General features: G+C 45.2%; 20 protein-coding genes. All 20 read right to left on the bottom strand.

Annotation, left to right across the window (positions count from 1 at the left end; translation table 11 throughout):
- Positions 1-2: 2 nt before the first annotated feature.
- The 20 genes from BP97_RS0126135 to BP97_RS39115 all read right to left on the bottom strand — a co-directional run bounded on the left by BP97_RS0126135 (position 3) and on the right by BP97_RS39115 (position 17,065).
- Positions 3-416, bottom strand: coding sequence for a phage baseplate assembly protein V (locus BP97_RS0126135; protein WP_028551760.1), 414 nt, complete (start codon positions 414-416; stop codon positions 3-5).
- A 1-nt stretch (position 417) separates the two neighbouring features.
- The gene (locus BP97_RS0126130) at positions 418-1,437 is read right to left on the bottom strand and encodes a phage late control D family protein (protein ID WP_028551759.1); all 1,020 of its coding nucleotides are present in this window, start codon (positions 1,435-1,437) and stop codon (positions 418-420) included.
- A complete protein-coding gene (locus BP97_RS0126125; RefSeq protein WP_028551758.1) occupies positions 1,434-1,649 on the bottom strand; it encodes a tail protein X in 216 nt (71 codons plus the stop codon). The genes BP97_RS0126130 and BP97_RS0126125 overlap by 4 nt, the downstream gene beginning before the upstream one ends.
- Positions 1,642-4,197 (bottom strand): phage tail tape measure protein, encoded by a 2,556-nt coding sequence (locus BP97_RS39125; RefSeq protein WP_028551757.1) that lies wholly within the window; start codon positions 4,195-4,197, stop codon positions 1,642-1,644. The genes BP97_RS0126125 and BP97_RS39125 overlap by 8 nt, the downstream gene beginning before the upstream one ends.
- Positions 4,198-4,355: 158 nt before the next feature.
- A complete protein-coding gene (locus BP97_RS0126115) occupies positions 4,356-4,682 on the bottom strand; it encodes a phage tail assembly protein (RefSeq protein WP_197035540.1) in 327 nt (108 codons plus the stop codon).
- A 13-nt stretch (positions 4,683-4,695) separates the two neighbouring features.
- Complete coding sequence (locus tag BP97_RS0126110; RefSeq protein ID WP_028551755.1) at positions 4,696-5,214, bottom strand: phage major tail tube protein; 519 nt, start codon at positions 5,212-5,214, stop codon at positions 4,696-4,698.
- A 15-nt stretch (positions 5,215-5,229) separates the two neighbouring features.
- The gene (locus tag BP97_RS0126105) at positions 5,230-6,696 is read right to left on the bottom strand and encodes a phage tail sheath family protein (RefSeq protein ID WP_231506430.1); all 1,467 of its coding nucleotides are present in this window, start codon (positions 6,694-6,696) and stop codon (positions 5,230-5,232) included.
- Complete coding sequence (locus BP97_RS0126100; RefSeq protein WP_028551753.1) at positions 6,693-7,145, bottom strand: hypothetical protein; 453 nt, start codon at positions 7,143-7,145, stop codon at positions 6,693-6,695. Before BP97_RS0126100 ends, BP97_RS0126105 begins: the two co-directional genes overlap by 4 nt.
- A complete protein-coding gene (locus tag BP97_RS37490) occupies positions 7,142-7,705 on the bottom strand; it encodes a phage tail protein (RefSeq protein ID WP_036746552.1) in 564 nt (187 codons plus the stop codon). Before BP97_RS37490 ends, BP97_RS0126100 begins: the two co-directional genes overlap by 4 nt.
- Positions 7,702-8,061 carry a hypothetical protein gene (locus BP97_RS0126090; RefSeq protein WP_197035539.1) on the bottom strand — a complete coding sequence of 120 codons (360 nt, stop codon included), beginning with the start codon at positions 8,059-8,061 and terminating at the stop codon, positions 7,702-7,704. Before BP97_RS0126090 ends, BP97_RS37490 begins: the two co-directional genes overlap by 4 nt.
- Entirely contained in the window at positions 8,024-8,323 is a 300-nt protein-coding gene (locus BP97_RS0126085; RefSeq protein ID WP_028551751.1) for a hypothetical protein, read from the bottom strand. The genes BP97_RS0126090 and BP97_RS0126085 overlap by 38 nt, the downstream gene beginning before the upstream one ends.
- A gap of 13 nt (positions 8,324-8,336) precedes the next feature.
- The gene (locus tag BP97_RS0126080) at positions 8,337-9,386 is read right to left on the bottom strand and encodes a major capsid protein (RefSeq protein ID WP_028551750.1); all 1,050 of its coding nucleotides are present in this window, start codon (positions 9,384-9,386) and stop codon (positions 8,337-8,339) included.
- A gap of 17 nt (positions 9,387-9,403) precedes the next feature.
- Positions 9,404-9,775 (bottom strand): head decoration protein, encoded by a 372-nt coding sequence (locus BP97_RS0126075; RefSeq protein WP_028551749.1) that lies wholly within the window; start codon positions 9,773-9,775, stop codon positions 9,404-9,406.
- A complete protein-coding gene (locus tag BP97_RS39120) occupies positions 9,768-10,874 on the bottom strand; it encodes a head maturation protease, ClpP-related (protein ID WP_051620978.1) in 1,107 nt (368 codons plus the stop codon). The genes BP97_RS0126075 and BP97_RS39120 overlap by 8 nt, the downstream gene beginning before the upstream one ends.
- On the bottom strand, positions 10,825-12,381 hold the full coding sequence (locus BP97_RS37480) for a phage portal protein (RefSeq protein ID WP_231506434.1): 1,557 nt from the start codon (positions 12,379-12,381) through the stop codon (positions 10,825-10,827). The genes BP97_RS39120 and BP97_RS37480 overlap by 50 nt, the downstream gene beginning before the upstream one ends.
- 14 nt (positions 12,382-12,395) lie before the next feature.
- Positions 12,396-12,620 (bottom strand): DUF6148 family protein, encoded by a 225-nt coding sequence (locus BP97_RS0126060; RefSeq protein WP_028551748.1) that lies wholly within the window; start codon positions 12,618-12,620, stop codon positions 12,396-12,398.
- Positions 12,621-12,639: 19 nt separating this feature from the next.
- Complete coding sequence (locus BP97_RS37475; RefSeq protein WP_036746550.1) at positions 12,640-14,451, bottom strand: phage terminase large subunit family protein; 1,812 nt, start codon at positions 14,449-14,451, stop codon at positions 12,640-12,642.
- Positions 14,432-14,980 (bottom strand): hypothetical protein, encoded by a 549-nt coding sequence (locus tag BP97_RS0126050; RefSeq protein WP_036746549.1) that lies wholly within the window; start codon positions 14,978-14,980, stop codon positions 14,432-14,434. Before BP97_RS0126050 ends, BP97_RS37475 begins: the two co-directional genes overlap by 20 nt.
- 386 nt (positions 14,981-15,366) lie before the next feature.
- Positions 15,367-15,924, bottom strand: coding sequence for a tyrosine-type recombinase/integrase (locus BP97_RS0126045; protein WP_028551746.1), 558 nt, complete (start codon positions 15,922-15,924; stop codon positions 15,367-15,369).
- Between the two features lie 250 nt (positions 15,925-16,174).
- Positions 16,175-17,065, bottom strand: a complete 891-nt coding sequence (locus BP97_RS39115) for a hypothetical protein (RefSeq protein ID WP_051620976.1) — start codon at positions 17,063-17,065, stop codon at positions 16,175-16,177.
- Positions 17,066-17,673: the final 608 nt, after the last annotated feature.

Raw genomic sequence — 17,673 nt, 5'->3', positions numbered from 1 at the left:
GATTAACTACCCCCTTGCGTAACGGTACCAGTAACCACCAAATTACCCTCGATATGCACATGGCTGGATGCCTTTAGGTGCAAGGTGCCTGCCGTTGGATCGTAATAAACATGGCTTCCATCGGGAAACCATACCCCGTGAGCACTCGGTTCTACGGCTGGAGGTGGGTTTTGGTCCGTATATAGCGCCCCTAGTATAAACCCAGTTTGAATGCCATTGCCTAAAAATAAACAAACAGCGGTTTCTCCTACTTGAGGAAAAGTAATGTAATGGGCTTGTTGTGTCGTTGGCACCAATACGGGCAAATCTGCTGTCACTTGATCTGTTTTATCTGGAAATGTAACGCGAGCTGTACCGGCTTCTCGGTTTACGGAAGAAACCAAGCCAACGCGGATAAGGTTTCGCCAATCGCTCATATCAGTATCCCTCCAGAACGCGCCGTACTTCAATGTCCGTGCTATATGCCCCACTACCAACCGAATGTTTGGTACTTGTGACAAAATACTTGCCATCATACTTGCCCCATCCAGAAACCATAATGGTAACCCCATTGATCAAATCGGGGTTACCCATCAAGGAAAAGCTTGCTTTGCTTCCTTCTTTGTTCTTTTCACGCAAGCTTTTCTTGGCTAAGTTCATAGCTTCTTGGATGGAATCGACCTTTTCATTGATCCGTAGGACAGGCCCATCATCGGGAGCTCCAGGTGCTTTAAATGTGTAGCTGATCTTTCCTTTTTTAGGATCGAAATAAGATACTTCACAAGCACTGTATGCAGCATCTGCCGCACTAAAATTGAACGAATAAGACAAAATGTCACTTTGTCCACGAACAAGCGATAACACAGGCTCTTCTTGTTCATAAACACGCTCATCAAATAAAACAAGCTGCGAATCCGTTAATTTCATTGCAGCACCTTCTTTGACGGCCACAGATTGCAGAAAACCAAGGTCGGATTGTTCGGTTTGATCCACACGGTCATAGGTTGGGTCATCCTCCAACTCAAAGACTAAGGAAAGACCGGATTTTCGGGCGATATCTCGCGCTATAGTGGATAATTTGACCTTTTCCCATGCTTTATTCTTTTTCTCGTATCGAGCACTAGAGTATACCGGTACTGAAACCCCTTTAATTTGAATGGTATCGGGTGGTCCCGAGCAGCTGGTTTCATCAATCTCGAACGATCCACAATAAAAGGTATCCTCGGTTCCTTCACCATACCAGTTAATTAACTTAATGGAAGCAATAAGGGTATCCCCTTGAAATGGAGCCCAGTCACTTTGCCAAAGTTGATTACGGTCCTCTAACGAGATCTGCAGGTCATCGACACTGCCGGTTCCATTATCACTAAACGTGAAATCTAATAAGAATTCAGAAATGGAAGAAGAAATATCTACATCACCATAAAACAAAGCGACCTCTGCCCTGCGTGCTATCATGTTGCTGGCCTCCCCCTTTTCCATGGTGGAACATTACGTATGCTTGTTTTAGTGATGGTGGGGACCTGCAGCGTGACATTAGCTGAAAAAATGACGGTCTGTGCATGGTGGGGATTCGCTGCTAACAAAGCAGGCAATTCCTTTTCACTGCCGTATACCTTCAGTGCAATTTGATCCCACATGTCCCCTTGATTCGTGACGTAATCAGCCATAGCTTACCCTCTTTTTGTTGGCGAAATATTGAGTTAGCATCCGTTCAAAATCCTGTTTGTCTCTTGCCAGCATGTCAGCGACCTTTTGCAATAGATCTTCTGTGGCGCCTGGTGCGTGGATCTGTGGAGCATAAACGATTTGCGGTAGGCTGCTGGTTGTTTCTCCAGAAGAGGTGTTGCTTCTCATCCCAAGCATATCTCCAGCGGTTTGCCACAATGATTTCGAGCGTTCTGAGTTATTGATAGGGACTATAACCTCTTTGTCGCCACCTTCACCGACCCAAGCGAGCTCTGGACTAGAAACAATCCCCCCATCAGCATAGCCACCAAGTTTAGCTATTTCAGGGATATTGACACCAAAACTTTGGCCGCCAATTTTAGGGACCCAATCGGGAACATCAAAACTGACTTTGTTCATCCCCCGAATGGCGGCATTCATGGCATCAATCGCAAGGTTAATAGGGAAAGCCAAGACGGACCCTAGCGTACTAAAAATACCGCTGAAAATATCCTTAACACCAGTCCAAGCTTGAGACCAGTTACCCGTAAATATGCCGACAATAAAGTCAAGAACGCCACCTAATACCATCAATAACCCATCGATAATGCCCCGAATGGCCGTAATGGCATTCATAACGACAGACTGGATGATAGGAAAGGCAATATTAAACGCCGTAATCATATTTTGGATGATCGGTTGAATTACACCCCATACAACCATAAAAACTTGGGCTATTTTATCACCAATCACCGTAAGTTTAGGCAGTAATGATGTAATTGCACTCGATACGGCTGGAATCACCGACTGAACTATAAACCCGACAATCGACATCAGTACAGGTAGTAATTTTGAGACGAGAAACCCGATAACAGGAGCGATGGCGGTTAATATTCGTCCAGCAACTGATTGGACAGTCGATGCCACACTGAAGAAAAGCGGAACGATTTGCTGAAGTGTACTGGCAAAACCATTAATAAGGCTTGAGATTAAAGGGCGGATTTGCATAACGGTCTCTTTAACCTTGATAAATCCGCTAGAAAGCTGAGTGACAAGCTGATAAGCACCGTCTTTACTCATCCCAAGCTTGACAAGTGATTCTTGCATGGCAGACCAAGCGCTCATATCGGCGCCGCCACCAAGCAGGCTGTAGATGAGTTTGACCCCGTTCGTGAATACATCCATCGAATTCTTGGCATTGAGCATGGACCGGGTAAACATCTGTGCAAAGCCTTGAGCAACTTCGCTGCTTATACCTAGGGCGGTTAATTTATCAACCAATCCGGTCCATGCTGTCATATTAAATTCAGATCCAGAGAAAATGCTTTTGGCCACTGCCCAGGCATCACCTATATAAGACAATTTCCCAACGATGAAGCTGATCTTATTTCCGATAGATTGAAAGACGTTTGCGACCGTTTGCTGAATGGCCGGTAAAGCAGATTGGGTCCAAGAAAAGAACGTTCGGAATGCAGGCATGACCGCTTTACCTAACGGTAAGACGAATTGTGTTTGAATCTGCCGCCCCAGCATGGTTAAAAATTGCCCTGGTGAATCCAGACGTAGGCTATTAATTTCTTGTAGCGTATCTTTGGCCCCATCAAATCGGCTCTGCGCGGTTCCCATGGCAGCAATGACGCCAGCTTCCATATCTTCAAACTGTGTCCCCATGAGTTGTACCCCAACGGTATTACGTTTGACAGGATCTTCGATAGCAGATATGGCTTGTACAACCTGATTAAACGCTGCTTTTGCCCCGAGTCCGCCACTGGCAAAGGTTTGAGCCATCTTATCGGCATCCATGCCAAGAGCTTGAAAAGCCTCAAGGCTTCCTTTGCTGCCGTCTTTGACTCGAATATTGAATTCTTTGACAGCATCTCCAACTTTATCTAAATTAAAGGCCCCTGCATCCAGTCCCGCACCAAATACATCGAACATTTCATTCGCTGAAAAACCAAGCGATTTGAAATAGACACTATACTCATTGGCCGTATCCAGAAGCTCATCAGATTTGTTCAAACCTTGCTTTGCCCCTTGTGCCAACAAGGTATAGGCTTGCTCTGCACTGACACCAAAATTTTTCATCATGGTATCGGTTGCCTTGATGGATTCCTTGACGTCATAATCGAACGTATCTCGCATCATAAGTGCATTTTGTGTAACTCGTTCTAACTCATCACCTTGAAGTTTCGTCACCGATTTTGCTGTTGATATGGCTGCAGCTAAGTCATCCCAATTTTCGCCAAAGTTTTGCCCATACAAATTTTCTGCAATCTTACTGACTTCTTTCATTTGCTCTGTTGTGGTATCCGTGGACATTTGAATCTTGTTCATTGCTTTTTGGTAATCGTTTGTAGCTATCATTGCCCCAACACCTAACGTTGCGGCCCCTGCTGCAACGGCACTAGCTGCAATGGCTGCCGTCTTGGCGATGTATGCAACCTTTTCGGCTGACCCCTCAATAATCTTCCCAGCATTCGCGAAGGTTTGCTTGAAATTTGAGCCCAACTGTGCGGCTAAACGAAATGCGATTTCGTATTGCTTTGCCATGATTCACCTCGTTTCTGGCTTCATGGATTTGATATCTTGAATCCATTGGAATAGCTCATATAAGGGCATGTCCAACCAATAAGAGATTGGGGTATGGCTAGAAATAGAAAGGGAGGCCGCTGCTTTTCGAAGCAGTGACCCCCTTTGTTCAGCCAACCCTAGCCGAGCAAAAAATTTTGTACCCGCAATGTGATTTTCGAAAAATCTTTTGCTGAAAGTTGTGTAATTAATTCACCTGGCACTTTAGCAGCTCGAGCGGCCACAAGTGCTTGAAACAATTTGGAGAGCTCCGGCACAGGCTGCAGCATTCCTTTGTTCATCGCGTTCATTTGGCGCTCTGCTGCAAGTAAATCCTCGCTTGTGAGCTCATCCAGGTTGAGATTCAATTCGGTGACCGTTTCCCCATCAAAGACAATACTTCGGCTAAGTGTAATGATTGGACTGTTCATTTCTTGGTTATTGTCGATAACATCAGGTGTATTCATGGTTTTACTCCCCCTATATTCCTAGTGCTTCACGTACTTTAGCGAGATAATCCACGCCATCAATAATGCAGATATAATTAAATTTATCGATCTCGACCAACGTAGCATCATTTATCACCATTTTCATATAAATGACTTCAAATTCATTGGTGCTATCCGTGGTGGACCCTACATCGAATTTACCGATATCAAATTTTTTCGGAATAGTACGTACAGAAACTTTCACACTTGATGTATCATAGCTTCCGCTGCTTGCATTAAACGTTTGCTGTGCACCCCGAAAATCAAGAGCATGGGTTTTCGGTGCAGCCAATTTCACCGCATTGGGATCAACAGCACGCCAATTCAGCGTGACGGACATACTGCCAAAATGACCGATTGTCGGGGAGTCTACTTCCCCTGCAATACCGGCACCCTTGACCGTTTCTGTCAAATATTCGAGGCTTGGCAGCTGAACATCTGCGGTACCAAGGAAATCCGAGCCGTTCAAGTAAACCGAATAGGATGTCAGCTTTTCTAGTACTTGTTTCAATGAGACTACCTCCTTTTAGGCCGTTAGATCGGCCAAATACTGGGCATCATACTCCAGCAAAAATTCAATTTCCTGTGCCGGTGACGGCGGAGTAGCAAAAATATGAAAGCGAAGCTTGCCGTCCATTAGATCGGTGGACAGATTCTCATCGCTGCGGAATTCAACGCGGCCACCAAGCAGATAGCCAGATGATTGCAGCCCGTTTAACCAAATATTGATACTATCAGTGATCGTTTCAATCAGCCGCTTATTGGCCGGGTTATCAAGCTTCTGCCAGTAGGTTAAAATGATCGTGTTACTTAACCAATCAAACATACGGCGTACAGGAATAAAGGCTTCAACTGGATCGGATATTGCTGGGTAAGCACCAGTACGATTGCCAAAAACCTTCCATCCTCCAATAAAATTCAAAGCAGTAACAATGCCGTTCGCATTGAGATAGTTTGCTTCTTCTGGACCTAAAAACAGGTCAGAACCTTCCGCAAGCAGCGCACCATTTGCTTTTAATGGCTGATTGGATGGTGAAGCGTAAGGTACGCCGCCATTTTGTTGATCGATTTGACATATAACACCGGCTACCTGCGTCGATATATGGAATATACGCTCCGCCAGGCGGATTTTAGGATAACAAACGATTTGTGAGTCTGCCGTATACCCATTGTTTTTCTTCCATTCCGGTGCAAGGGTGTATTGATTGACCGTATCTGTTGGAATATCCACCACGGCCATAGCACGAAAATGATTATTAATGTTGATTGCTTTGGTATTCATTACAGCGGCGACTTCTGGATCATGGCTGAATCCAGGTGCAAGGATGAGCCCCGGCACCATGCCAAACCGTGGAAAAATTTGCTGGATTAATTCCAATCCTGTGCGCTTTCCTGTTGCTCCATCGATGCCGCCAATGAGTTCAGACTTTGTAACGGTTGTCCGGTCCAATTTGACATAGCCGATCTTGAGTTCAGCAGCTTGTGCCGGTATCGTGCTTTCTTTGGTTCTTGTAACCACAACGAAGCCTTGTTTATTGAACGAAAGGGTATAGTCCACTTCCTTATCGTATGTGGTGCTTCCCTCAACCGATTTAACCGAGATGCTATCCAGCAGGACCCCTTCCATTTCAATAACCGCATCGCCATCTACTAACGGAATACTAACAGGTACAACGATGGTTTTATGATTGGCTGGGTCCATCACATTAATGAACACAACAGGAGCTTGTCCGAATAGTTTAAATTGCGAATAGATAAATTCGCATAGTGTGAATCGATCCCAATCATCGCTATATCCGAATGCTTCCACAGCTTCATTATAGCTGTAGCATAGAATCGGCTCGTTAACTGGTACTGTAGACCGCTTGGTTAGGTTTACGGGTGCTGTACCGAATACAACAGGAACAGCGGAGGCCGTAATCGTGGATAGAACCGAAGTTGGTACTTGTTTCGTATAAATACCATGTCTCTCCAATGGAATTGCTCCTTTCAATATTGAACTTCCTCTATGATGGTCGGTACCGTCCAAATGGTCTCAGCTTCTCCGATCCATTCTGGATACGGTTGATCTTCAAACAGATGCCATTTATACGGCATTTCCATGCGGTACTTGTCATCAACAGTTCTTGATTTCAACAATCCTTGACGCACTTTTTCCATCAAGTTCAAAGTCGAAAAAAATCCGTCATCTTCTCGCGAATGGGTCCCAAACAATAGCTTGATTCGCACAGTTCCTTGCTCTATATCATCCTCACCGCTCACAACACGAACGAGGATATAGGGAATATCGCTGTTATCTTCATCGGAGCTGCGCTGCTGTGGCAAGTACCCAGCATGGACGCAAGGTACACGATCCCCATTTTTCGGGGTTTCCAGCGCCATCGTAGCAATGATCGATTCCACCTGCTTACATATGGCATGCTGCAATAACACGGCTGTCACTTGCTTCCCTTCCTTTCGAGTACGCGTTTTACTTCATGATCCATTCGGGTTTTTAACCGCTGCTGTGCTTCTTTTCTCAAATGAGAAATGACGCCAGGTTGATTCAGCATGACTGGCATCGCTGGACCGTACAGCTGCTCAATAGGTAACCGCTTTTTCCCGACTCGTGAAAAAACGCCAACATGACCGCCTGCTTTTGTTACGAAAGCACCCTTAATTAGCTTGGCAGCGCCTTTTTTGACAGTCGCTTTTAACGATTTTGGAGCACGCTTTGGCACATTTCGTGGATTGGTCTTAAACCGGATCAAGGGAATGCTTCGACCGCTTGAAGCAACCTCGGCCCTTAAATCTTGGGCACTAGCCTTGTGCCGCACTTTGACAAGAGGGCGAATGTCTGTCGCTTTGACTTCGTAGGTTTCCCGTACTTTTTTTACGGCCTCCGTTTTGACCCCTTGTGCAGTTCGGTTGAGTGCAGAAGCAAAGACACGCGGCGCCGCGGTTTTTAAGGTGCGGATTGTTTGCTCTGCTATCTTCAATTCAGCTGCATCCACCTTCATCATGCTTGGTTCGCCTCCAGAGCTAGAATCATGAGCCCGTCTTCCACTGAAACTTTCATGACGGTATACCATTCACCATCAAGCTCCATTTGGCTCCCCTCTGGCGGTCGGCGCGGCAAAATATGTTCCTCGATATAGACCATTGTCTGATAAAGAGAAACACCCTCGGCATAAGCCAGAGGGTGCTTTCCTTCGGTATCGTCTTCAACCACAGCAATGACAGACTTGCCATCAATGATATGTTTGTCGGCAAATTCAGACGGGTTGATAAAGGTACCCATATCAACAGCAATACACTCTTTAAACGAAGGGCCTGGCATCTTACAGCCCTTGTTCGAGCCAAACGGTGTACTGTTCAATTCGTTCGCTTCCATTGGCACCCGGCGTCATACCATACTTCTCCAGTTCGGCTTTCTGTTCAGCTGCACTTAGCTTGGTGAATGCCTCAACAGATAGGGAATCATCCTCATGTAATGTTTGTTCAAGATCCATATTGATAAATTCAGCTTGGCCGTTATCAACAAGTTCTTGTTCTTCATCCTTTGACAACACATGAACAATGGTTCCTGCAGGGAACAGCTCCCCGTCATGTTGAATGTTCCATTTACTTATAATGGGCATGTCTTGGTTCCTCCTATTTCACTTTGCAGACGTACCAGCTATCCACTTCATGCGGTACTGGCAATGGTCGGCTGTTGATCTGTACAAAACGGGCAGCAGGATCTTTTTGCATCCAAGAATCCGGAATTCGAGCTCCTTCATACGTAACAAAGGTTTCCCCTTTTGCCAAAGTGACAGCTCCATAGCACATACTGGATTGTGCACGGCTGGAGGCAACCAAAATATAGCCATTAGGTACCATAGGCTTTTCTTCTGGATTATCTGGATCAGTATCATCATCCAAATACCATTCATCATAACTGTACAGGTCCATCCCTGTTGTTACGACAGTACCCAAGTATGTAACCCCATTCGGTAAGAGTTTGGGATCGATTTTGCCAATGTTCATGCCTTTGTTATCATATAGCTTCATAACAAGTGGATGATTAATAAAGTCCGGCACAACGTCAGAGGCAAGGATTGCCATGTCTGCTGTTAAGCCGGACTTTTGAATGACTGACAAACGTAAGGTTGCCAGCGTTTTGATAGGATCGCTGTTCGGATCTGTCCACTTTTCGGTACCACTTAGAATCAATTTGTTCGTGAAATTAAAATCCAGGGTTTGGTCGACACCTTCCCCAATCATATCCACTTTCCCAGTGAACATGACCTGGGCTGCCATCCACTCTTCACGGCGTGTAATCGTTTCTTCTAATTCAAGAAGATCCTCGGCCAACAATTCAATGGCGCGTTCGTCGGGTGATTTACCAGAATAAATATGTTCACCCATCGTTCGGAGCTGCAAGTCGCCAACCGTAAGAATTTTCTTCGGCTTAACCATAGGGGGTTTGTATGTTTGGGTGACAATCCCCTCACGGTCTAACACTTGACCTGCAAGGCGTGGAGATACAAAAGGCGCCATTTTCCGTCTGCCTTTTTTATAGTCAACGTCAACCGCCTCGGTGACAAATGTGTTGGGTTTACCACCAAAAAAAGTGCTTTTGAGGAAGGTACTTGCTGACGGCATCTGTTTGACGGCTTTGAGTAAGGTACGCGGTTCATAAATGCTAATTTCGTTTGGCATGGGTAGGTTATCCTCCTTTAGGCTTTCTTCGTTTTACGAACAGTTATGCCGATATTTCGCAGTGCCTGATGATGTTTATCCAGCTTATCGGTTCCACCAAACACCAACGCAGCACCATTAAATTCACCAGCAAGATAGACAATGCCGGGAGCGTCTGCCGTTGTAGCGTCCACGTTGTCGGTTAAAATGCCATATGGGGTCTCTGTGCCGTCCGTTTTCGTTGAATCCACTAAGGACCCCTTACTATCGGCTGTCGCTAGGGCAATAACGGAACCCCGTAAATAGGCACGGCCTGCTTTCAAAGTAACGGCAGCCGTTAGGATCTGTGCGGAACCAGCAATCAAATTATCATAGTTTGTGCTGTACGTATGAATGAGTTGTTCAGCCATAAATTATACCTCCTCTACGTTGAATGAATTTTTTTGCAAGTGCATCCGCGTGAGCGTCTGACTTTTCTTCTTCCGTCTGAGTCAAATCTTCAGCGGCTCCAGGATCAATAGCATTTACACCTGACGCGTTAGCATCGTTTTGTATGTTTGTGTTTGCTGCAGCTCGCTTGGCATTTTCGGCTTTGATAATGTTGACGGCTGTTTCGGCTACGGATGTACCGTCTGCTTTCGCTTTTGCAATAATATCTGCATTGCCTGGCATCGCAAGATTATCCAGCGCCTGCATCCGAATGCGTTCTTGATTGATACCTGCAGCAACGGCCTCGGTATATACATCTGGATATTTGTTTTTCAGTTCTTCCAAACTCAACATGGTTGCACCTCCGTTATTAGGATCGTTAGGTATCGGTTTGTTTTGTGGAGCTTGCCTATCAAAGGAAGCCGCTGCACTCGGCAGCTTGGGAGCCTTATGGAAATTGGAAAAGTCCAAGCTCACCCCATTCACGCTGGCGACTGCTCCACGAATGCTGGCGGTTACGGGGCTTCCATCCTCGATTTCATCAGCAAAACCGTACTGTACGGCCTCTTCTGCTGACATCCACGTTTCATCATCCAGCATCTGAATGAGTTCATCGGTGGATAGACCGGTTCGGTTGGCATAAACCGAAACCAGCGAATCTCTGATTTTGTCCAGTAAGTTCGCAGCTTCGCGAAAGTCTTTTGCTTCGCCTCCATACATGGAGCTCATCGGGTTATGAATCATCATCATGGACCCTTTAGCCATCACAATTTTGTCACCAGCCATAGCAATAATGGAGGCGATGGAAGCTGCATAGCCGTCAATATGGACTGTTACATCCGCCTTGTGATTTTTTAGGATAGATCGAATGGTTAATCCTTCAAATACACTGCCGCCCGCACTGTTTAAGCGAACCGTAATTTGCTCTACCTCATCGCCCAGGCTTTTCAAATCATCTGAAAACTGCTTGGCGGATATCGAATCGTTCCACCAACTGTTCCCGATATCGCCATAAATCGTGATTTCAGCGCTATTCTTCGTCATCTGATTTAGATTCCAGAACTTTTTGGGTTTGGTCATTGTTGTTTTCACCTCCTTCCACGATTAAGCCGTCTTTACGGCGCATGTTTTCTTCTAACACGCGCTGCCGGTGATTCATTTCGAAGTCACCACCGGTTAACTCTGCTGTCTCACGCTCACGGGTACTAAATCCTTCCTCGACCCTGAGTTTTGCCGCTGTCGCCTCTTTTAGTGGGTCCAACTGACCTGCAGACGGTCCGTGCCACTCGGCTTTTGTATACGCCTTTCGAATTAAAGGATCATCAAAAAAGCCGGGCGCTGGGATACGTCCCTTTGCGACGGCTTCAGTAAACCATTCTTCGTATATGGGCTGGCAAAAATCGGAGGCGAGCCACGAACGGCGCATCCGAAACATCTTCCATGCTTCCAATAACGCGCCACGGCTCGCAGAATAGGACGCTGTGAAGTGTTTGACAAGTAACTCCAAGGGTATTTCCAAAGCAGCACCAACTTGTCTTAAAACAGCTGTTACGAAGCCGTCAAAGGCTGTGTTCTGTCGTCCGGGGTTTGCTAACGTTGCTTTTTCACCTGGAGCAAGACCAATAATCGAACCGTTGCCCAACTCGTAACTGTTTGGATCGTCATCATCCACCTGCAATTCCGGGTTGATACCTTGCCCTAATGGGGTTTCCGGGCTTTCCGATTCGATAAAGACCGTGAACATCCCGGACACAACTGCGGCCATTAACTCAGCTTCGGTATAGCGCCCTAATTGTTTAAGCGGTTCGATAACCGGCGCAAGCATCGGTACGCCTCGGCGCTGTTCGGGTCGCTCCGATTCCATTAAATGCAGCACATTCCGCCGCCCCGTCAGATTGCCAAACGCTTCTACGCGAGCCCATTCTTTTCGCTTTTCGGATTTACCAAGCGGATGCTGGTTAACAAACCAATAAGCGACCACTTCCGCATTTTCGTTGACTTCAACGCCACCTTTGATATCTTTGCCCTTTTTATTATCAGGGTCACAGCAGCGGTCCGCCTCGATTAATCGAATGCGAGTATCATAAACAGAATGTCTCCGTGAAAAGACGGGCAGTAGGGCAAAGCAATCTCCACTCATAAATTGGGATAAGCAAGCGAGCTGCTGCAACTCATAAAAGTTGTTGACCCGAGCTGCGTCACAATCGACAGATTCAGCCCAATAGGTGAATTCTCGCTCGATTGTCCGTTTGATCTGCTGCGCTTCATCATTGGATAACCCTAGAAAGTCCGCATCAATGGACGGTTTGAGTCGCAGCCCAGTACCGACAATGTTGGTTCTGGCTGTTTTTATGGCTCCAGTTGCTAAAGCTGCACCGCCCATGTACAGGTCCCTTGACCGTTGCCGCAACGTATCAGCATTATCGATGATGTCCTCGTCCGGAGATCCACCGCCAAAAAGCCAACCGATCATCGATTTCTTGGTCCTGCTGGCTCCATGATGGGAGTATCCAGAGTTTAAAAATTCCATTTTCATACGCGCTGTGTGCCGTTTTAATGCCATTTCGGGTGCAAAAATGCCTATCATCTTGTCCAATCGGTTCATAAGTCACGCGGAACAACGCGCATGACTCGGCTGCCACGGCGATTTGCAGCTAATTTGCTGACTTCATTCCGCCAAAAGGTAATTTGCTGGCGGATCTCTGACAAACTTGCACGTTCTAGCTGCCGTGTACCGATACGGTAGGATTGACCCGTTGAAACGGCCAATTCAGCAGCAAGCCAAGCATCCAAGTGTTTTTTTGCATCTTCTAATGTCCATGCCATGGTTCCTTTCACCTCCCGTTTAAAGTCCTTTACTTATCACCCTGCGCTTACTACGCTGTACGGCTGCAGGCGGTCCCGTACTGCGGTCTTCATCCAGGTTAGGATTTAGAATTTCAAGGGCTGCGGTGTTATATACCCGAAGGTCTAGCGGCTCATTGCGGTCACGAACCTTTTTCCATACCTTGTAACCAACCCCAAGACGGTAGCGCGTTACCATGATTTCAGCTGTAAGCCCTTTGAAATAGTCCTGGTTGTACCCTCGATCGATCGGAAAATGACAATAACCTGGGCCTTCAGCAACAACTTGAAGTCTGGAAACGACTTTCGCTTTTCCTTCATCGACTCCAAGATTAAACAAAACGGTTTTTTCCCGTGGAGTACGTTTGCTACCATTCAAGAAAGGAACATACTCCCCATCTTGAGCCCCTTTTCCTTTGATCGCATAGATACGGCGTGCTTCCCTTGGTTTGCAAAAGCGATAAACTTCGGTCGTGAAGTGACCGCCTGAGTCGATGCATGTAATGGCAGGGACAAATTTCTTTCCCTCGGCATTACTCCAACTGCGCGAAAGGTATTCATCCAATTGACGCCAAATGTCTTGTTGCTTCAGATCGCCATAAAGTTTATCGTACCGAATGCCCCAAGACTCTTTACCAGCACCCCATCCAACAATTTCAATTTCAAAACGATCATCCTGGACGTCGACCGCTGCGGTAAGCACTTTGACTTGATTGGGAACACCATGCTTATAGCCTTCTAGACGCTTCATCAGCTGCTCGTCTTCAATTTGCTCTCCTTCTTCTTCCCACGTTTCCCCCAGTGAGGTGTTCGTCCATACCTTTTGGGTTTCTTGTCCGCCAAGCTTGGCCGTATGAAATTCTTCGACAATCGTTTCCCATTGCTTCCATGGGCTGGCGAACTCATTGAGATGAAAGCCGCGTGTTTTCGCATTGGGTTTACGAGCTATCCATTTCCCATCTTCTTGATGCCAATCTTGTTTTGGGTGAAGCGCGCCACATGACCGGCAAGCATGTTCTGCTTTGGTGCACATCTGAGTTTCTTTATCGTAATCAAATTTGATTTGTGCCCAGCTGAACGGCTGGTGTTCGCCACAACTCGGGCAGGGTACACACCACTGTTCCATAGAGCTCCCCAAATAAAGGGCTTCGATCCGTGATGTCCCTTTTGTTGTTGGTGTGCTTACCCATATTTTTTTTCGATTCCAAAAGGTATTTGTCCGTTTGGAAACGAGCATAACTGGGTCACCCTCCACTCCAGCCGACACCGGATAACGATCCACTTCATCCCCAAGAACAATACGGATAGGACGGCTGGCAAGGGATGCAGGGGAATTTGCCCCAGCGAGTGTGATATGACCACCAGGGAAAACCTTGTGCAAGAGCGTGTTTCCACTGTCCCGGCTGCGAACGTCCTTCACCTTGCCGCGAATGGCTGGCGTATCTCGAAGCATCGGTGCGAGCCGGTCCTTTGAGAATGCCTGTGCCATGTCTAACGTTGGCTGAACCAGCATAATCGGAGCCGGGTCATTGTCGATGTGGTACCCGATCATATTTAAAAGAAATTCGGTTTTTCCGACCTGGGCGGACGACTGCACAACAACCGTTTCCACATCAATATCATTAATTGCGTCCATAATACCGCGTTGATATGGCGCCCGATCCGTCCGCCATTGTCCCGGCTCTGCTGAAGCTTCGGAGGATAGTTTGCGATAACCATCCGCCCATTCGGAAACGGTAAGATCTGGAGGCGGAGCTAGAAGCAAAGCAATCTCTTGAAATAACCGCTTTGTCTTATTCGGAATCTTCATCATCACTCAACTCCACATATTCCTCGCTTTTAGCATAGAAAGCTTGTGGATCATACTCAGATAGCTCCTTTAAGGCTTCGCGGATCTCAGACGTCAACAGGCTATTAATCACCGGCAGCTTATTTTTTCCAAGCAGTTGCGGCGATAGTTTGGCAGGCAAAGCTAGCATACGGGAACGAAAAGCGGCAAGCATATCATTCATGACATACTTTACATCCTGGGATCGATGAAGATCCCCACGCATGACGGATAACTCAATCTCGGCTATTTCTCGTTTTGCTTTTTCATGAAGGGCTCGCTCATTGAAATAGTCAACATCAGTGTTTCCATCCCCTTGTTTTCCTTGAATGGACTTGATGTAATTTTGAATACTCTCGAATGCTTTGTATTTGCCGCGCTCGGATTTAACAAGGGTGCCATCTTCCGCCAGCTGCTGCACCCTTCGAGGCGTCACATTTAACAATTCCGCAAGCTGATTGGTTGTAAAAATCATTTCGCTTTGTGTCTTATTTGACGGTTCTCTTTTTCGCATAAGTGACGGTGTACACCCCCTTAAAACACAAAAAAACCTTGACACATCAAGGCTTTTTGGCTTCTGAATTTTTATACAGGCCCACGCATACAGAAACGAAGCGATCAAAAAAAATTTGTATCTAGCTCGATTTTGGGGTCGCTAGCACCCGCATGAGTTTGGACGTCAGAAGGACCCACGATTTTCCATAACAAGCGGCATTCCACACCGTTTTTCACGATATTTCCCTATGTTTTATTCCATCGTTACCACTAAATGTTAAATATTAGTGAGTGCACCATATCTTATATTGTGGTGCACTCACTACACGCCGAATTTCCTTGATCTATCTAGCTCTGCATTCCTTTATAAAAACGAGTGCGACATCTGCTCAATATGATGCACTGTTACAAATGCCACCCTTTCATGCTTGAATTGATGTCATCCTGGATGATGCCGATATACCGAAGTAAATGTGATTCATCCTGATGACCTAAGAGATTCTTCAAGATCGCCGTGTTTTTGTTTTTCTTCCAGTGATGGTACGCAAAGGTTTTTCTTAGAGTGTGACAGCCTATACGCTCCAATCCATATTTTTTACCAATTCTGTTCAGTAGACGATATGCAACGCTTCGGTCAATCGATTTACGTAGACCCTCCTTCTTCTTCCTCTGACGGGAAAGAAATAAGTATTCATGATCCCCTCTACCTTCCATAAGTGGTCTTAGTTCCCTCCGTAAGTAGTCTGAGATGGGTAAAAAAATTTCTTTCCCGGTTTTGGTCGTTCTTATATATAGCTCTGGCTTCTTCATATGCAAAACCTGTAATTTGACGATATCCGATATCCTTAATGCTGAATTGATCCCAGTGATAAATAGACCATAGTCGCGATATGACCTTTCCTTAAGATCGCGTTTAATGGCAGCAATGATCTCAGTGCTGCGAATTGGTTCGACCGTATTCACTTCAAATCACCGTCCTTATCAAGCGGGCGCAAGTAGAATATTTCTTACTCCCCATTCGTAGCCAAGCATCTCTACTGCCTTGCTAATTGAAGGTTTTTGACACTCAATTTCTTCATCGGCTCCCCCTGTCAAATGCGTGATCTTTCCAAAACAAAAAGAGCCGTAATAAGCGACTCTTTTCATAATCTGCCTTACTTTTTGAGCGAAATGCTGCTTATCAGCAGCGTTCGAATTATAACCTTCCCTAATTTCATGATAAGCTGATATGATCAATTTCAAGGTTGTGCTTTTCAAACACTGAGTTAACAATGTGTTGAAAAATATCAAGATTAATAGAACCATCGGGGTCTTCAATGTTTATTGCTGCTGCTTTGATTCCAGCTTCTTTTAATGAAGGAGGTACTACCAACTCATTAGCGTTATCGATAAATACGCCATGGCTAAATAATTCAAATTGTATCTCTCCAATAGCATCATTAAACTCCTTTGACTCACCTATAAAATGAATAAAAAATGTTCTATTACTACGAACTCTTGATTTATTTTTGTTAGTTGATATCTTATTGTTTTTGTTAACCAATTTCAGAATTACTCCCTCAAGTTGGTCTAAACGACTAATCATATACTTATCTGCATCTTTTAAATCTGCATTTTGAATCAAATTACTTTCAATAACTCTATATATAGGATTATCTGGCTGATGGTCACCCTTAAGAATCTCAGCAATAGTAGATGAGAGTCCTTCCTTAAGTTGAACAGTTCCAAGCATATCATTAGTGTAGAAGATTGTCCTCTCTTCTATAATATCAAAAGGAAGCCTCGTGCCTTGTTCACATATTTGTATTACAGGTTTCCTTGATGCATGTCGAACAGCCAGTTCATACATCACATTTGGATTGAGATTGGTTAAGTTTGCGATTACAATGTCATCCTCTAAGATTCTTGTAATCACCTGTTTATTAATTGAACCAGGGTGAGGCATTCTATGCGCCACAGTAATATTAGCAGGCTCAAAACCAAATTCTATAAGAAGTGGCATTATTACTGCATCGATAACTCCCTCCGCAGCTCTCCTTATATCAGTATTATCACCACCAATAGGTGTTACAATAAAGCATTTTTTATCTTTGTACTCGCTCATATAATTCCCTCCAATTGAATTTACTTTCGACATTAGGAAGGTATTTCCTCCTATTCCGTTGAAAGCAATATAGGTCAAAAGGAGGTGGTCAATTTGAGAAAGACACTAATTAGTGCATTTGCAGCAGGAATTGCTCTCTTACTAATATACACTGCTACTAATTACCTGCAATCTTTACAACACTAGGCGGGTTCCTGTACCTCAACGATCCATCTTTTCAAGTTATCCCAATACAAATATAGCATACATTAAAACAAATGTTCTGCCATATTTCTTCCAAATATCTGCCATTTGTCTGCCACTTTAAACTAATTTCAGTACACGCATCCAGTATTCAACGATTATTATCAGTGTATCTGCCATTTTCATAAGCCTTGTCACGTTGGCCATTATAATTGTAAAGTGGTGAATTCAAATTCAATATATAATGATAAGAGCGTAAGGAAGCTAGACATACGCACGAAAGAGCCGCAGCATTTTGACTACGACTTCTTTGCACGTACCGTCTTTCTATTTTCCACACTATTACTATAACACCTCCGGAGGCAAATGTTCTGTCGTTTTACTGCCAAAAATCTGCTTTTTATCCGCCACTTTTTAGGTTGCAA

This window comes from Paenibacillus sp. UNC451MF (genome assembly GCF_000686845.1).
Taxonomy (GTDB): domain Bacteria; phylum Bacillota; class Bacilli; order Paenibacillales; family NBRC-103111; genus Paenibacillus_S.
This window is presented reverse-complemented; position numbering and strand designations above follow the sequence as displayed.

What these genes read in the sequence shown, in the direction of transcription:
- BP97_RS0126135 (WP_028551760.1), bottom strand. Translation starts at nt 416, where the DNA reads ATGAGCGATTGGCGAAACCTTATCCGCGTTGGCTTGGTTTCTTCCGTA.
- BP97_RS0126130 (WP_028551759.1), bottom strand. Translation starts at nt 1,437, where the DNA reads ATGATAGCACGCAGGGCAGAGGTCGCTTTGTTTTATGGTGATGTAGAT.
- BP97_RS0126125 (WP_028551758.1), bottom strand. Translation starts at nt 1,649, where the DNA reads ATGGCTGATTACGTCACGAATCAAGGGGACATGTGGGATCAAATTGCA.
- BP97_RS39125 (WP_028551757.1), bottom strand. Translation starts at nt 4,197, where the DNA reads ATGGCAAAGCAATACGAAATCGCATTTCGTTTAGCCGCACAGTTGGGC.
- BP97_RS0126115 (WP_197035540.1), bottom strand. Translation starts at nt 4,682, where the DNA reads ATGAATACACCTGATGTTATCGACAATAACCAAGAAATGAACAGTCCA.
- BP97_RS37490 (WP_036746552.1), bottom strand. Translation starts at nt 7,705, where the DNA reads ATGATGAAGGTGGATGCAGCTGAATTGAAGATAGCAGAGCAAACAATC.
- BP97_RS0126085 (WP_028551751.1), bottom strand. Translation starts at nt 8,323, where the DNA reads ATGCCCATTATAAGTAAATGGAACATTCAACATGACGGGGAGCTGTTC.
- BP97_RS0126080 (WP_028551750.1), bottom strand. Translation starts at nt 9,386, where the DNA reads ATGCCAAACGAAATTAGCATTTATGAACCGCGTACCTTACTCAAAGCC.
- BP97_RS0126075 (WP_028551749.1), bottom strand. Translation starts at nt 9,775, where the DNA reads ATGGCTGAACAACTCATTCATACGTACAGCACAAACTATGATAATTTG.
- BP97_RS39120 (WP_051620978.1), bottom strand. Translation starts at nt 10,874, where the DNA reads ATGACCAAACCCAAAAAGTTCTGGAATCTAAATCAGATGACGAAGAAT.
- BP97_RS37480 (WP_231506434.1), bottom strand. Translation starts at nt 12,381, where the DNA reads ATGATAGGCATTTTTGCACCCGAAATGGCATTAAAACGGCACACAGCG.
- BP97_RS0126060 (WP_028551748.1), bottom strand. Translation starts at nt 12,620, where the DNA reads ATGGCATGGACATTAGAAGATGCAAAAAAACACTTGGATGCTTGGCTT.
- BP97_RS37475 (WP_036746550.1), bottom strand. Translation starts at nt 14,451, where the DNA reads ATGATGAAGATTCCGAATAAGACAAAGCGGTTATTTCAAGAGATTGCT.
- BP97_RS0126050 (WP_036746549.1), bottom strand. Translation starts at nt 14,980, where the DNA reads ATGCGAAAAAGAGAACCGTCAAATAAGACACAAAGCGAAATGATTTTT.
- BP97_RS39115 (WP_051620976.1), bottom strand. Translation starts at nt 17,065, where the DNA reads ATGAGCGAGTACAAAGATAAAAAATGCTTTATTGTAACACCTATTGGT.